General features: G+C 36.2%; 13 protein-coding genes. 8 read left to right on the top strand and 5 right to left on the bottom strand.

The window, feature by feature from the left end:
- Positions 1-2,445: a bifunctional UDP-N-acetylmuramoyl-tripeptide:D-alanyl-D-alanine ligase/alanine racemase gene (locus BMW39_RS07930; RefSeq protein WP_034973628.1), complete on the bottom strand. Its 2,445-nt coding sequence runs from the start codon at positions 2,443-2,445 to the stop codon at positions 1-3.
- 18 nt (positions 2,446-2,463) lie between these two features.
- A complete protein-coding gene (locus tag BMW39_RS07925) occupies positions 2,464-3,051 on the bottom strand; it encodes a thymidine kinase (RefSeq protein WP_034973626.1) in 588 nt (195 codons plus the stop codon).
- A 125-nt stretch (positions 3,052-3,176) separates the two neighbouring features.
- Between BMW39_RS07925 and BMW39_RS07920 the strand changes: the two genes are divergently transcribed.
- The 5 genes from BMW39_RS07920 (at position 3,177) to BMW39_RS07900 (ending at position 7,638) form a co-directional block, all read left to right on the top strand.
- On the top strand, positions 3,177-4,535 hold the full coding sequence (locus tag BMW39_RS07920; RefSeq protein WP_034973624.1) for a hypothetical protein: 1,359 nt from the start codon (positions 3,177-3,179) through the stop codon (positions 4,533-4,535).
- Between the two features lie 163 nt (positions 4,536-4,698).
- A complete protein-coding gene (rsmI, locus tag BMW39_RS07915; protein ID WP_034974272.1) occupies positions 4,699-5,373 on the top strand; it encodes a 16S rRNA (cytidine(1402)-2'-O)-methyltransferase in 675 nt (224 codons plus the stop codon).
- Positions 5,374-5,376: 3 nt separating this feature from the next.
- Positions 5,377-6,201, top strand: coding sequence for an XAC2610-related protein (locus BMW39_RS07910; RefSeq protein WP_034973622.1), 825 nt, complete (start codon positions 5,377-5,379; stop codon positions 6,199-6,201).
- Between the two features lie 51 nt (positions 6,202-6,252).
- A complete protein-coding gene (gene fabG / locus BMW39_RS07905; RefSeq protein WP_034973620.1) occupies positions 6,253-6,996 on the top strand; it encodes a 3-oxoacyl-[acyl-carrier-protein] reductase in 744 nt (247 codons plus the stop codon).
- A gap of 69 nt (positions 6,997-7,065) precedes the next feature.
- Positions 7,066-7,638 (top strand): 5'-methylthioadenosine/S-adenosylhomocysteine nucleosidase family protein, encoded by a 573-nt coding sequence (locus tag BMW39_RS07900; protein ID WP_034973617.1) that lies wholly within the window; start codon positions 7,066-7,068, stop codon positions 7,636-7,638.
- 37 nt (positions 7,639-7,675) lie between these two features.
- On the opposite strand, the gene BMW39_RS07895 is transcribed toward BMW39_RS07900, so the two are convergent.
- The gene (locus BMW39_RS07895; RefSeq protein ID WP_034973615.1) at positions 7,676-8,371 is read right to left on the bottom strand and encodes a hypothetical protein; all 696 of its coding nucleotides are present in this window, start codon (positions 8,369-8,371) and stop codon (positions 7,676-7,678) included.
- Positions 8,372-8,381: 10 nt separating this feature from the next.
- A complete protein-coding gene (locus BMW39_RS07890; RefSeq protein ID WP_034973613.1) occupies positions 8,382-9,422 on the bottom strand; it encodes a GMP reductase in 1,041 nt (346 codons plus the stop codon).
- 234 nt (positions 9,423-9,656) lie between these two features.
- Here BMW39_RS07890 and BMW39_RS07885 point away from each other — a divergent pair, with 234 nt between their 5' ends.
- The 3 genes from BMW39_RS07885 (at position 9,657) to BMW39_RS07875 (ending at position 12,281) form a co-directional block, all read left to right on the top strand.
- Positions 9,657-10,859, top strand: coding sequence for a glycosyltransferase (locus BMW39_RS07885; protein WP_034973611.1), 1,203 nt, complete (start codon positions 9,657-9,659; stop codon positions 10,857-10,859).
- A 16-nt stretch (positions 10,860-10,875) separates the two neighbouring features.
- The gene (locus tag BMW39_RS07880; RefSeq protein WP_083391906.1) at positions 10,876-11,610 is read left to right on the top strand and encodes a DUF3667 domain-containing protein; all 735 of its coding nucleotides are present in this window, start codon (positions 10,876-10,878) and stop codon (positions 11,608-11,610) included.
- Between the two features lie 62 nt (positions 11,611-11,672).
- Complete coding sequence (locus BMW39_RS07875; protein WP_034973609.1) at positions 11,673-12,281, top strand: hypothetical protein; 609 nt, start codon at positions 11,673-11,675, stop codon at positions 12,279-12,281.
- Here BMW39_RS07875 and dcm read toward each other — a convergent pair.
- The gene (dcm, locus tag BMW39_RS07870; RefSeq protein WP_034973607.1) at positions 12,269-13,516 is read right to left on the bottom strand and encodes a DNA (cytosine-5-)-methyltransferase; all 1,248 of its coding nucleotides are present in this window, start codon (positions 13,514-13,516) and stop codon (positions 12,269-12,271) included. The genes BMW39_RS07875 and dcm overlap by 13 nt on opposite strands.
- Positions 13,517-13,549: the final 33 nt, after the last annotated feature.

The following is a 13,549-nucleotide window of genomic DNA, read 5'->3' as shown; positions in this document are numbered from 1 at the left end:
TTAATTTTTTATATAAATTCTTTTTACTCGCGGAGAAATAGAAGTTAAAACTTCGTAAGTAATTGTATTACAATATTTTGAAAATTCTTCCAAGGTTGGATGCGAATTGAAAATCACCACAGAATCACCTTCTTTCACATTCGCATTATCCACATTTATCATCATCATATCCATACAAACGTTACCGACAATTGGGCAAAGTTTTTTATTAATGCCGACATTTCCGACATTATTTCCGACCATTCTCGGGATTCCGTCTGCATAACCAACGGGAATCGTTGCGATTTTTATATCGTGTTCAGCTTTGAATTTTCTGCTGTAACCAACTGATTCACCATATTTTACCTCAGAAATTTGAGACACAACAGTTTTAAAACTAACAGAATCCTGAAGTTGTTTTTTAATCTTTTTGTTAGAAGATTCACCAATCATTCCGATTCCTATTCTCACCATATCGTATTGATAATCAGAATAATTTGAGATTCCCGCTGAGTTGAGAATATGTCTTAAAGGTTTGTAACCAAGTTGATTGATGAGATAATTTGAATTTTTCTCAAAAGTTTTAATCTGGCTTAATGTAAATTCTTTCTCTTCCGGAACATCGGACGAAGACAAATGACTGAAAATACTTTGAACTTTGACATTCATTGTATTTAATTTTTCATTTAATTCATCCAATTCAAAATCCTTAAAACCAAGCCGATGCATTCCTGTTTCGAGCTTAATGTGAATCGGATATTTCTGCTGATTTCCAGATTTGATTAATTGTTCATTGAATAATTCTAAAACTCTGAGACTATAAATTTCTGGTTCCAAATTGTATTCAATCACCGCATCATAACTGTGTTGCTCAGGATTCATTACAATGATTGGCGTTGTGATTCCTTTTTTTCTAAGTTCAACACCCTCGTCTGCAAAAGCAACACCAAGATAATCAATGTGATGCAACTGTAAGAATTCTGAAATCTCATAACTTCCCAATCCATAGGCATTTGCTTTCACCATTGCCATCATTTTGGTTTCTGGTTTTAATAATGATTTATGGAAATTAATATTATGAAGAATCGCATTCAAATTAATTTCCAAAACTGTATCGTGCTTCCTTAATTCAAGAATTTCTTTGATTTTTTCAATCTCGAATTTCCTTGCACCTTTCAGAAGAATAACCTGGTTTTCAATTTCATTAATGATTTTGCTATCAATGAATTGATTGGTATTATTAAAAGTAAAAGTTTCCGATTTAAAAAATTCGTAAAATGCGCTAATTTCTTCTCCAATTAGAAAGACTTTATCAAATTTTTGCTCATTCACGAGCTCCGAAACTTCAGCATAAAGTTCTTGTGAATTCTCGCTGGAATCTAAAATATCAGTAAGAATAAGCGATTTTTTTGGCTTGTTATATTCACCGATAAACTGAAAGGCAATCTTCAAAGAATCCAAATCCAGATTATAAGAATCATTGATTATCAAATTATTTCTAATGCCTTCAATACTTTCCAGACGCATCTCAATCGCTTTCAGAGCATCAATTTTTTCTTTGATGTCAGAATTTGAAATTTTTAGTTCTTTCAAAATCCCAAGCAAAGCAAGGACATTTGTCAAAGTTGCTTCGTCTCTTTGGAAAATCGGAAGCGTGATAATTTCATCAAAATATTTGATTTGAATATCCTGAGTTCTATCATTCACATCAGAAATAATATGAATGTCATTGCTAATTTCTAATCCGTATGATATTAATTTTTTACTTGAATATAATTGATTTATAATTTTGACTGTCAATAAATTATCAGCATTATAAAATATAATTTCTGAGTTTTTGAATAGCTTTAATTTTTCATAAATCAATTCTTCCTCAGAACTGAAATTCGCCGAGTGAGCAGTACCAATATGCGTCAACAAACCAATGTTGGGATGGAAAATATTTTCCTGATTTTTCATCTCCTCTGGCTTGGAAATTCCAACTTCGAAGATTCCCAACTCGTGTTTTTTCTCGATTTGAAGTAAGGATAAAGGCAATCCAATTTGAGAATTAAAACTCTTCGGACTTTTCACAGTCACGAATTCATTTGCCAGACATTGATAAAGCCATTCTTTCAAAATAGTTTTTCCATTACTTCCGGTAATTCCAATTGAATTGATATTAGAATTTTCAAAATGATATTTTGCCAAAGTCTGTAAAAACTCAACCGAATTTTTTGTAATGATTTGATTGATAGAAGAATTATCAATTTGATTTTCAGTGATAATCGTCTCAATCCCTTTCTCGATGACAGAATCAATATATTTTTGACCAGAATTTTTTTTGGTATTGATGGCAAGAAATGCAGTGTGCTTCGTAGAATAAATCGTCCTACTGTCAAAAGCAATATTTTTGATTTTGATTTCGCCATTTCCGATGATTTCGGAATTGGTAATGTCTGCAATTTCTTTGATGGTGTAATTCATTGATTTAGAAAGAATAAACTATTTATTTTTTTCGATAACTTCTTCTACAAAAACACGTCTGCTGACTGCATCATACGCTTCCGTTTCGCCCAATTCCACAAGGTCTTGTCCAGCGGAAGTTCTCATAGAATAATTGGCTAAATTCCCTGTTCGTCGGCAAATTGCGTGAACTTTCGTCACATATTCTGCAGTCGCCATCAGATTTGGCATTGGGCCGAACGGTCGTCCAAGAAAATCCATATCCAGACCTGCAATCACGACTCTTATTCCGTTGTTTGCCAATTGATTAGCAACATCAACAATGCTTTCGTCAAAAAACTGGGCTTCGTCAATCGCAACCACGTGACAATTTGAACCCAGCAAAAGTATTTCGGAAGGATTTTCCACAGCTGTACTTCTGATTTTATTTTGGTTGTGGGAAACCACATCTTCGTCGGAATATCTCGTATCGATTTTCGGTTTGAAAATTTCCACATTTTGACCCGCCATTTCTGCACGGCGAAGCCTTCGAATCAATTCCTCCGTTTTGCCGGAAAACATCGAGCCACAAATAACCTCCATCCAACCACTTTGTTTGGAATGATTGATTGTATTTTCTAAAAACATTATTAATTTAGCAAAAAATTGTTTTAAAATTCAATTAAGAAAAACTTAACGAAATCCTTTTACAGAACAAAATTGTTCTTAAATTTATAAACATCAAATTTAAGTAAAAATTAATAAGATTTATTATGCAAAACTTGCAACATCCATACGAAGAAATTTTCGGTGAAATCAAGATTCTACTGACAGAATTGTCGAATTCCGATTCTTATGAAAATCTTTTGACCAAAGAAAATCAGCTGAATCATCTATATCAAAAATTCTCTTTTCTGAAAATTTCGAATGAATTTGGTTTCTTGTCAATCGCAAATGAACCTTTAGAAGTTATTGACAATCAAGAAACAAATCTTGATTCTAATTTGATTTCAGTTGAGGAATTTGAGGATGAAAATAAAGTGGCGGAAATCATTGTGGCAGAAACTGAGGTTCACGATATTTTTGATGATGTTCCGGAAGTGGAAGAAGTTCATTCATTTAAAGAAATTGATGAGCAAGAGCATTCTCAGGAAGATGTGATTGATGAAGTTTCGAATTTTGCTGAAATCGAATCTCAAGAAAATGAAGTTGAAGAGGAATTTCAATCTGGAGAAATTTCAGTTTTAGAAGATGAATCTGTAGAGGAAGTTTCCAGTTTTTCAGAAATTGATTCTGAGGAAAATGAATCGGTGGAAGAAGTGTCTAACTTCGCTGAAATTGATTCTGAGGAAAATCAAATTGATGAAGAAATTCACGCAGAAGATTCGCAAATTGTAGAAAATGAATCTGTTGAATCTGTTTCGAATTTTAACGAAATCAATTCTGAAGAAAATAAGGTTGTGGAACAAATTGAAGAAAACGAATTTGTTTCTGAAATCGAGGAAAACCTGTTGCAAGATAGTTCTCAGAAATTAGAACCAATGCAAGATAGCCAGTTCTCTTTTGCGATGAATAGAGAAGAAATTCAAGCGCCGAAAGAAGAGAATTATGAAGAACGGCTTGCTGAGAAAGAAGCCAAACTGAAAGAATTGGAAGAGAACCGCAGAAAAATTGTGGAGCTTTCCAAAAATACAGTTCCACAGGAAAAGCCAAGGCAAGATTACGAAACGCAGGACGAACATCCAGATAAAAAATTCAAACTTGCAAATATCAAAGGTTTGAAAGTGGCCAAATCGCTTTTCGATGATGACCATTTGGAAGATATGGAGCAACATCAGCCAAAACAAGAATCTGGAAGTCTTTTGAAAAACAATGTGCCGACAGATTATATGGAAGCTCCAAAACCAAAACCAGAATTCAAGCTCGACCTTAATGACAGAATTGCTTTTTCCCAACATCTTTTTGATGGCAGTCAAAGTGAACTGAATCAGGTGGTTACGGTTCTTAATTCTTTCACTTCGTTGGATAAGGCTCAAGAGTTTTTGAGTGATATCTATTATGAAAGAGATTGGAAAAAAGTGGATAGTTATGCGCAGAGATTGTGGACTTTGGTGGAAAATCGGTTTTTGTAGAATTCCCTAAGATTAAAATCTTAGGTTGGGAAATAGGTCGTCGCTCTGCGACTGTGGCTACAAAGAATAGTTCCGTAGGAACGACCGATATTTTAGTGTTGGAATTTATTCCAACGAAATGTTAACGTGGGAATTTATTCCAACGACAATGAAAAAAGAAAAAATGAGTGGAATTTTATATTTCGTACCAACGCCAATCGGGAATTTGGAAGATATGACTTTCCGTGCGGTAAAAGTATTGAAAGAAGTAGATTATATTTTGTGTGAGGACACCAGAACTTCGGGATTTCTCCTGAAGCATTACGAGATTTCAAAACCTTTGAAGTCCTACCATTTGCACAATGAGCATAATATGACGGAGAAAGTCATTAATGATTTGGAAAACGGACAAACGATTGCGATAATAACTGATGCTGGAACACCAGGAATTTCTGACCCAGGTTATCTTTTGGCGAAAGCTTGTGCAGATAAAGATTTGGAAATGATATGTTTACCTGGCGCAACAGCCTTTGTTCCGGCGCTTGTAGTTTCCGGATTGCCGAATCACGATTTCTATTTCGCAGGTTTCCTTCCACAGAAAAAAGGACGACAAACCAAACTAAAACAATTGGCAGAAGAAAAGAAAACCATCATTCTCTACGAAAGTCCGCACAAAATCAATACAACCTTGGAGCAAATCAAAGAATTCTTCGGCGATGAGACCAAAGTCAGCTTGAGCAGAGAGATTTCCAAGAAATTTGAGGAGACAAAACGCGGGAATATTGATGAATTGATTGCATTCTCAAAAAGCAAAACTTTGAAAGGCGAGATTGTTTTGATTGTGAATAATTCTATTTAGAAAATGAATTTGCTGAGATTCTTTTTTCTATTGATTCCGACTTTTTTCATTGCTCAAATTAGCTATGAAGGAAAGATTGGAGATTATCCCGTCGAAATGGTTTTGAAGGTTGAAGAGAATTCTACAAATGGAGTTTATATATATTCAAAATATAATCAACCAATTTCTATAACAGGAAAACTCGAAAGTAGAAATCTTGTTTTATTTGAATCTGAAGGAAAAATTAAAACAGGAAAATTCGTTTTTGAAAACTTCGAAGATTTAAAAGAAGAATATTTTGGAACTTGGACAAATCTCAAAACGAAAACAAAGCTGAATATCCATTTAAAGAAAAAGGAAAACCAAAAATCTTTCTTGCAAGCTGAAAGTACAAAGCAGTTTTATTTCAGAGGAATTCAGGAAGACGAACAATCTTACCTTTTGATTATCAATAAAAAAGATAATCAGATTTTTCAAAGAATGAAGATGGAAGAATGTGGCTTTGATGGCATTTATGACGTTGCGGTGGATGATTATAATTTCGATGGTTATGAGGATTTTTCAAGTTGCACACAATCTTACGCAGGTCCCAATACAAGCAAAACTTATTTTTTATTCGACTCAAAAAAGAACCAATTTTTTGCAAGTGATTTCTACGGAACTTCTTTAGAATTCGATTCTCAAAAAAAGGAAATCACCGAAACCAACCAATGTTGCGCAGGTGCATCCATCATCAAGAATATTTACAAGGTAGAAAAAAATCAGATGAAGTTGGTAAAAGCGCATTGTTATAAATGGAATGATAAGCTCCAAAAACACGTAGAAAGTAAACCAAAAGATTGTGAATAATTCTTAAAATACTATTTTTGCCATAACAATTAGAAAATACGATACAACTATATGGGACTATTAGAAGGAAAAGTTGCAATCATCACAGGTGCAACCCGAGGAATCGGACGAGGAATTGCGGAAGTTTTTGCCAAAGAAGGAGCAAAGATTGCGTTCACTTACGCCGGTTCTGTTGAGAAAGCCAAAGAATTGGAAGCAGAACTCAGCAAAACCACTCAAATCAAAGGTTATCAGTCAGATGCGTCAGATTATGATGCTGCTCAGAAATTGGTAGACGATGTTTTGGCAGAGTTCGGAGCGATTGACATCTTGGTAAACAACGCCGGAATCACGCGCGACAACCTGTTGATGAGAATGTCAAAAGACGATTGGGACACCATTATCAAAGTGAATTTGGACTCCGTTTTCAACCTGACGAAAGCCGTTATCAAACCAATGATGAAAGCAAAATCCGGTTCCATCATCAATATGACTTCCGTGGTTGGCGTGAAAGGAAATGCAGGACAGGCAAACTACGCAGCTTCTAAAGCTGGAGTGATTGGTTTCACAAAATCTATCGCTTTGGAGTTAGGTTCCAGAAACATCCGTTGCAACGCCATCGCGCCAGGTTTCATCGAAACTGAAATGACCGCTGCACTGGACGAAAAAACAGTTCAAAACTGGAGAGACGGGATTCCGTTGAAACGTGGCGGACAGCCCGAGGACGTTGCCAATGCGTGCGTTTTCTTCGGTAGCAATATGTCATCCTACATCTCCGGCCAAGTCCTGAATGTGGACGGCGGAATGTTGACTTAACTACGATAATATCAATTAATTATAAAGCTTTTTGTACAACACGCAAAAAGCTTTTTTTATAAATAGATTATGAAAATCAACGGAAAGAACTACAACAATATTTTATTGGTTTTTGCTTTGGAATCTGAAGCTGGAAAAGAGTTTGAAAATTACAATAAAGTCTTTGTGGGAATAGGGAAGGTTAAAGCAACTTATCATCTGACTAAAGCCATACAGAAAACGAATCCGGATTTGATTATCAATCTTGGAACTGCGGGAAGTACAACTTTTGACAAAGGAAGTGTTGTCAATTGCTGTCGTTTTATCCAGCGAGATATGGATGTCAGGGCTCTGGGCTTTCAGAAGTTTGAAACACCATTTTCTAACGAATCAGTTCTTCTGGAATACGGATTGAATATTGAAAATCTTCCCAACGGAATCTGCGGTTCTGGCGACCAATTTGAGATAGAACACAACAATCCCGAATACAATGTTATCGATATGGAAGCTTTTGCTCTTGCGAAAGTGGCTGAGCAGGAAGAAATCGATTTTCTGTGTCTGAAATATATTTCTGACGGAGCAGATGGAAATGCTGCTGATGATTGGACAAACGAAGTGAAAAAAGCTTCGATTGCATTGAGAAAAGAACTTGATAAACTTTAAACAAAAAACAGCCTAATTTTGGCTGTTTTTCTATCTATTATTTTTCTCTAAAAAATTCAATTTTTTTAGTATTCAAATTAATTTTTACGATTCCACTTCTCATTCCTAAGAAAATATTTTCTTCATCAAAAACAGCAATGGAATTTGGATATAAACTTCCCCAAAATTCTTTCTCGAATATTTTAGTTTTTTTGAAATTTTCTATCTCATAAAAATTTTGATGAGACGCTATAAAAATTTTATCCTTATAAGTTGTAACAGCTTCTGGAGCATCCTCAAAATCTATTAACTTTTTATAACTAAAATCTTTTGGATTCAGTTCATATAGTTCACCTTCGCTTGTGCTTAAATGAGCTAAACCCTCAATAAAAAATATTTTCTTTTGAAATTTGAAGATTTGGACAATATTTCCAGATTTGATTTTCTTAACGGGCAAACTATTATCATTTGATTTAAAAGATAATTTTCCGCCCCATTCTCCTCCATTTTCACCAATAAGATTTCCTCCAAGAATATTTAATTTTGAGGAGTTTCTGTATTTAGTTTTTTCAACAACAAGTTTTCCATTTTCATTTTTCACTAAATAATCATCATTAGAATTGTTAAGAATATACCATTCATCACTGTAAAGCTTTGGTATTTTATTCTCGGAAAAATTTTCTGGAATGCTGATAGATTTTTGATTTGTACAAGAGACTATGAAAAGTAGTAATAAAAATGAGAATTGATTCATATTAACATTTCTATCCGTTAAAAACCTGATTCTCCTGCTCCTGAACGCGGATAAAAGTCGTCCTCTTAGAAAGTTCTTTCAGCTTAGAAGCACCAACATAAGTGCAAGTCGAACGAACGCCACCAAGAATATCTTTCACAGTTTCAGAAACCGGACCTTTGTATTCTACCTTCACAGTTTTACCTTCGGAAGCACGATATTCTGCAACGCCGCCAGAATGTTTGTCCATCGCAGTTTGAGAACTCATTCCGTAGAACAATCTGAAGGTTTTTCCATTCTCTTCCACGATTTCGCCACCGCTTTCGTCGTGTCCCGCAAACATTCCGCCGAGCATCACGAAATCTGAACCGCCACCAAAAGCTTTTGCCACATCGCCAGGAACTTTGCAACCGCCGTCGCCGATGATTTGTCCGCCTAATCCGTGCGCCGCATCGGCACATTCGATGATGGCGGAAAGTTGTGGATAGCCAACACCGGTTTTTACCCGTGTTGTACAAACCGAACCTGGACCGATTCCTACTTTGATGATGTCTGCGCCAGCCAAAATCAATTCTTCTACCATTTCGCCAGTTACGACGTTTCCAGCGATAATGATTCTATCTGGGAAATTTTCTCTGGCTTTCTTCACAAATTGCACAAAATGCTCAGAATAACCATTCGCAACATCGATACAAAGAAACTGGATTTTAGGATTGGCGTCCAAAATGGTTTTGATTTTATCTTCGTCCGCTTTTCCGGTTCCGGTGCTGAGTGCGATGTATTGATAGAATTCGTCGGATTTTCCGGCTAGGAATTGATTCCATTCGTCAACGGAATAATGTTTGTGGATGGCTGTGATTATTTTTTCTTTGGATAAGGCTTCTGCCATTTCGAAAGTTCCGACTGTGTCCATATTCGCGGCAATCAACGGAACGCCGCTCCATTTTTTCTGGGTGTGCAGAAAAGTGAATTCTCTTTCTATCGTAACTTCGCTGCGGGATTTGAGTGTGGAACGTTTCGGGCGAAACATCACATCTTTGAACCCCAACTTGATTTCGTTTTCTATTCGCATACTTCAAAATTAGGATATTTTTTTTTGAAAAGAGTGGTATTTTGAGTTGAAATTTTGATTTAAGACCAAACGTTTTTCTGATGCCAAATCTGCAGCCCGGCTTGAGTGGAGCTCATTTTTTGCGGACTGCTTCCGTTTCTTTGGAATTGGAAATTTGTGGCAAAAAATAGCGGGAACGGAAGACGGAAAAAGCTGTCCAAAATATTCAAATAAGAATTTCTATTTTTGTTCCACATGAAACATCTCGTCATTATTGGTCTCGTGATTCCTGAGCCGGCTTCTACTGCAGCTGGTCATCGGATGATGCAGTTGATTCAAGTTTTTTCTGAAGCAGATTACAAAATCACTTTTCTCACAGCTTCCAACAATATTGAGTTTTCAGAAAATATTGAGATTGAGAAAATTGAAATCAATAATGAGAGTTTTAATGAGAAAATTAGAGATCTGAATCCCGATGTTGTGCTTTTTGATCGTTATGTTACCGAGGAACAATTTGGTTGGCGTGTTTCTGAAAGTTGCCCGAATGCTGTGAAAATTATTGATACGGAAGATCTGCATTTTCTGAGAGAAGCAAGGCGAAAAGCTTTTGTGGAGAAAAGAACTGTCGAGAAGAAGGATTTGATCAATGATATTTTCGTGCGTGAAATTGCATCGATCTTGCGTTGTGATCTGTCGTTGGTCATTTCGGAATTTGAATATGATTTGTTGGTTGATGAGTTTAAAATCAATCCGAATTTGCTTTTTTATATTCCTTTTTTGACTGAAAATTTTGAGAAAAGTAAAACTTCATTTGACGATCGAAAACATTTTGTGAGCATAGGAAACTTCCTACACGAGCCGAATTGGCAGACAGTTTTGAAGTTGAAACAGATCTGGAAATCGATCAAGAAAAAACTTCCGGAAGCTGAGATTCATATTTATGGTGCTTACACGAGTCAGAAAGTTTTGGAACTTCATAATGAAAAAGATGGTTTTTTGGTGAAAGGAAGAGCGGATTCAGTAAAAGATATTTTTAATCAAGCAAAAGTTCTTCTTGCGCCAATTCCTTTTGGCGCTGGATTGAAGGGGAAACTTTGGGAAAGTATGAAATTTGGATTGCCCAATGTGACAAGTTCAATTGGCGCAGAAGCGATGCACGGCGATTTGCCTTGGAATGGTTTCATCGAAGATTCTGATGAAGTTTTTGTTGAGAAAGCGGTTGAACTTTATCAAAATCAAAATATTTGGAAACAGGCTCAGGGAAACGGTTATCAGATTTTGGATTCATTATTTAGAAAAGATCTGTTTGCGGATTTTTTCATTAATAAAGTTTCAGAATTAATGGAAAATCTGGATAATCACAGAACTGAAAATTATCTTGGGAAAATCCTGCAACATCACCAACTGAATTCGACAAAATATATGAGTCGCTGGATCGAGGAAAAGAATAAGAAATAAACTAAAACTGGAAATTATGCAAACGTGTAAAAATTGTGGTCATCGTTTTGAAGGGAAATTTTGCAACAATTGTGGGCAAACTGCGGAAACGGAAAGAATCGATTTTCATTTTTTGAAACACGAGATGCCGCATAGTTTTTTCCATATCGATGCAGGTTTGTTATATACCAGCAAGCAGCTTTTTACAAGGCCTGGACACGCCATCAGAGAATATCTGGAAGGCAAACGTGTTAAGCACATAAAACCATTGTCATTCATCTTGATATTGGCTGGATTTTACATTTTGCTAAGTCATTTGTTTCATATCAATCTCTTCAATATCTCGATAGAATCTGGAAAAGGAGAAAGTGGTTCCTTCAATCTGAATGAGTGGTTTCTGGCACATTTTGGCTGGGTCACATTGGCTTTGATCCCTTTGTACACGGTAGGAACAACGGTTTGTTTTCCTGGGAAAGGCTATAATTTTGTAGAATATCTGGTCTTGAACATCTTCAAAGCGGGTCAACGGCTGATCGTTCAGATCGTTCTATTGCCATTTATTTTTCTCATTCAGAAATCGTTGGATTTGAATACCATCGTTTTATACGTTTATCTGATTGACCTAATACTTAATTTTTGGACCAATATTCAATTCTTCAACCAGATGAAAGTTTCTGCGGTTATCATCAGGTCCACAATCAGCCATCTGATACTTTTGATTTTGATGTTTTCAATCGTTTTTGTGGTGATGCAGATCATGCCTTATTTTTAAAACCGTTGATCATCAGTTTTTAGAATAAGAAAAAATGTTATCTTTATTCTAAACACAAACCGATGTCAACATTTGATCAAGACCTCAATAAGGAAGCCTTATTAGGTCAATTTTTGGATGGAATTTATAAACAACTTGATTATGATTTTAAGAGGATCCATGACCTTGACCTTCAAAATAAAGGCATCGATCTAATCATTCTTCATCATGGAACCGAATATTTGATTGATGAAAAGGCGCAGTTGGATTATCTCAACCATTGCTTGCCAACGTTCACATTTGAATTAAGTTATCTCAAAAATGGAAAGTGGAGGAAAGGTTGGCTTTTTGATAAGAACAAGGTGACCGACCATTATTTTCTGGTCACCAATATTTCACTCAAAACTCAAAATATCGAAGACGGTTTCAAAGACTGCTCGATTACAAGCGTTAATACCGAAAAACTTAGAAAGTATCTGGAGAATATCGGATTGGGTTGGGATATTTTGAGTGTGATGGATGGCCAGATCAGGCATTCTGATCAGAAACAGAACATCCCGCTTCGTCATTTAAAAGAAAAAGAGGGATGTTTATATTATTCCGTTCAAAAAGATGAGAAACCTTTGAATCTTAAGTTATATCTCAAATGGCTGATAAAGATCGGTGTTGCTAAAAGAATCTACCCTTTTTGACCAAATTTCAATAGCGTTTCGCCGACTTTCTCGATTACGCCGACAACCAAGGCGTTTCCCATGAAGAAAGCCCGTTTTACATCGCTTACGCCTTCCAATAAGGTGTGGTCATCCGGAAACATATTAAGTCTTTCCAATTCAATCGGCGTCAACCTTCGCAGGCCTTTGCTCGTTCTCACCACATGTTTGAATCTCGAAGCTGACTTTCCGCCTTCACCTGTAATGATCGTTCTGGAAGGACTTTCGAGATTATCAGGGAAGACCATTGCGCCTTCGCCATAATTGTATGCGAAACCACCTGTAGATTGGCGTACTTCTTTTTTGGCGCCTTTCAGATAGTTCCATTTGTCGAGGTCTTTTTCATCAATGAAATAATCTTCCGGAACTTCATCGACAGGAATCAGAATATCTTTTAATAAAGTCCTTTTTCCTTCGTAATTTGGAGAAGTTTTTAGTGTGGTGACTTTTCCATTCACAATCATTCCAGCATTTTGGAAAGGCGAATCTCCTCTTTGTTTGTTGAATGACTCCGAGATATCCTCTACACTTTGATCCAGGTCAAAAGTTTTAAGGTCAGAAACTTGACCAACTTCGAAGGTCTTTGCAAAAACACCTTCATCCAGAAGCCAATCACTTTCTGAGGTTTTTACCAATGCATTATAGATTTCGGAATCTTTCAAATAGCCTAAGATAAAAGTTCGTCTTCTTTTCTGTGGCATTCCATAATCTGCAGCGTTGATCACTCGCCATTCCACGGCGTAGCCTAGATCTGATAAACATTTTAGCATGATGGCAAAATCTCTTCCTCGTTGTGTGGTAGGTGATTTCAAAAGACGATCGACATTTTCCAGAAAAAGAAATTTAGGTTTGGCTTTTCTCGATTCCAGAATCCTGTAGATCTCCCACCAAAGAACACCTTTTTTACCCTGTAATCCTTTTGAGTTCTTCAAAGTAGTCGCCACAGAATAGTCCTGGCAAGGAAATCCACCTACCAGCATATCATGCTCCGGAATCTCATCGGAAGGAACTTGGGCAATATTTTCATTGGAGTGTCCTTTTTTACCGAATTTTGATTCGTAGACCAAAGATGCGTGTTGCGTTTTGGTAGAAGGCTCCCACTGGTTGCTCCAGACGATCTCGAAATTCTCTTTCGAAGAAGTTTTGTTGCTGTTCTGCAAACCTATTCTGAAACCGCCCACACCGGCAAAAAGTTCAACTACTTTTAATTTTTTCATTTGTGCACAAAAATAAAAATATGGTAAAAATAA

The organism is Epilithonimonas lactis, assembly GCF_900110605.1.
GTDB lineage: Bacteria > Bacteroidota > Bacteroidia > Flavobacteriales > Weeksellaceae > Epilithonimonas > Epilithonimonas lactis.
The sequence above is the reverse complement of the archived record's forward strand: the minus strand, read 5'-3'. Positions and strand labels throughout refer to the sequence as shown.

Coding starts and splice junctions, on each gene's coding strand:
- BMW39_RS07925 (WP_034973626.1), bottom strand. CDS start 3,051: ATGTTTTTAGAAAATACAATCAATCATTCCAAACAAAGTGGTTGGATG.
- rsmI (WP_034974272.1), top strand. CDS start 4,699: ATGAGTGGAATTTTATATTTCGTACCAACGCCAATCGGGAATTTGGAA.
- fabG (WP_034973620.1), top strand. CDS start 6,253: ATGGGACTATTAGAAGGAAAAGTTGCAATCATCACAGGTGCAACCCGA.
- BMW39_RS07875 (WP_034973609.1), top strand. CDS start 11,673: ATGTCAACATTTGATCAAGACCTCAATAAGGAAGCCTTATTAGGTCAA.
- BMW39_RS07880 (WP_083391906.1), top strand. CDS start 10,876: ATGCAAACGTGTAAAAATTGTGGTCATCGTTTTGAAGGGAAATTTTGC.
- BMW39_RS07930 (WP_034973628.1), bottom strand. CDS start 2,445: ATGAATTACACCATCAAAGAAATTGCAGACATTACCAATTCCGAAATC.
- BMW39_RS07900 (WP_034973617.1), top strand. CDS start 7,066: ATGAAAATCAACGGAAAGAACTACAACAATATTTTATTGGTTTTTGCT.
- BMW39_RS07895 (WP_034973615.1), bottom strand. CDS start 8,371: ATGAATCAATTCTCATTTTTATTACTACTTTTCATAGTCTCTTGTACA.
- BMW39_RS07920 (WP_034973624.1), top strand. CDS start 3,177: ATGCAAAACTTGCAACATCCATACGAAGAAATTTTCGGTGAAATCAAG.
- BMW39_RS07890 (WP_034973613.1), bottom strand. CDS start 9,422: ATGCGAATAGAAAACGAAATCAAGTTGGGGTTCAAAGATGTGATGTTT.
- BMW39_RS07885 (WP_034973611.1), top strand. CDS start 9,657: ATGAAACATCTCGTCATTATTGGTCTCGTGATTCCTGAGCCGGCTTCT.
- BMW39_RS07910 (WP_034973622.1), top strand. CDS start 5,377: ATGAATTTGCTGAGATTCTTTTTTCTATTGATTCCGACTTTTTTCATT.
- dcm (WP_034973607.1), bottom strand. CDS start 13,516: ATGAAAAAATTAAAAGTAGTTGAACTTTTTGCCGGTGTGGGCGGTTTC.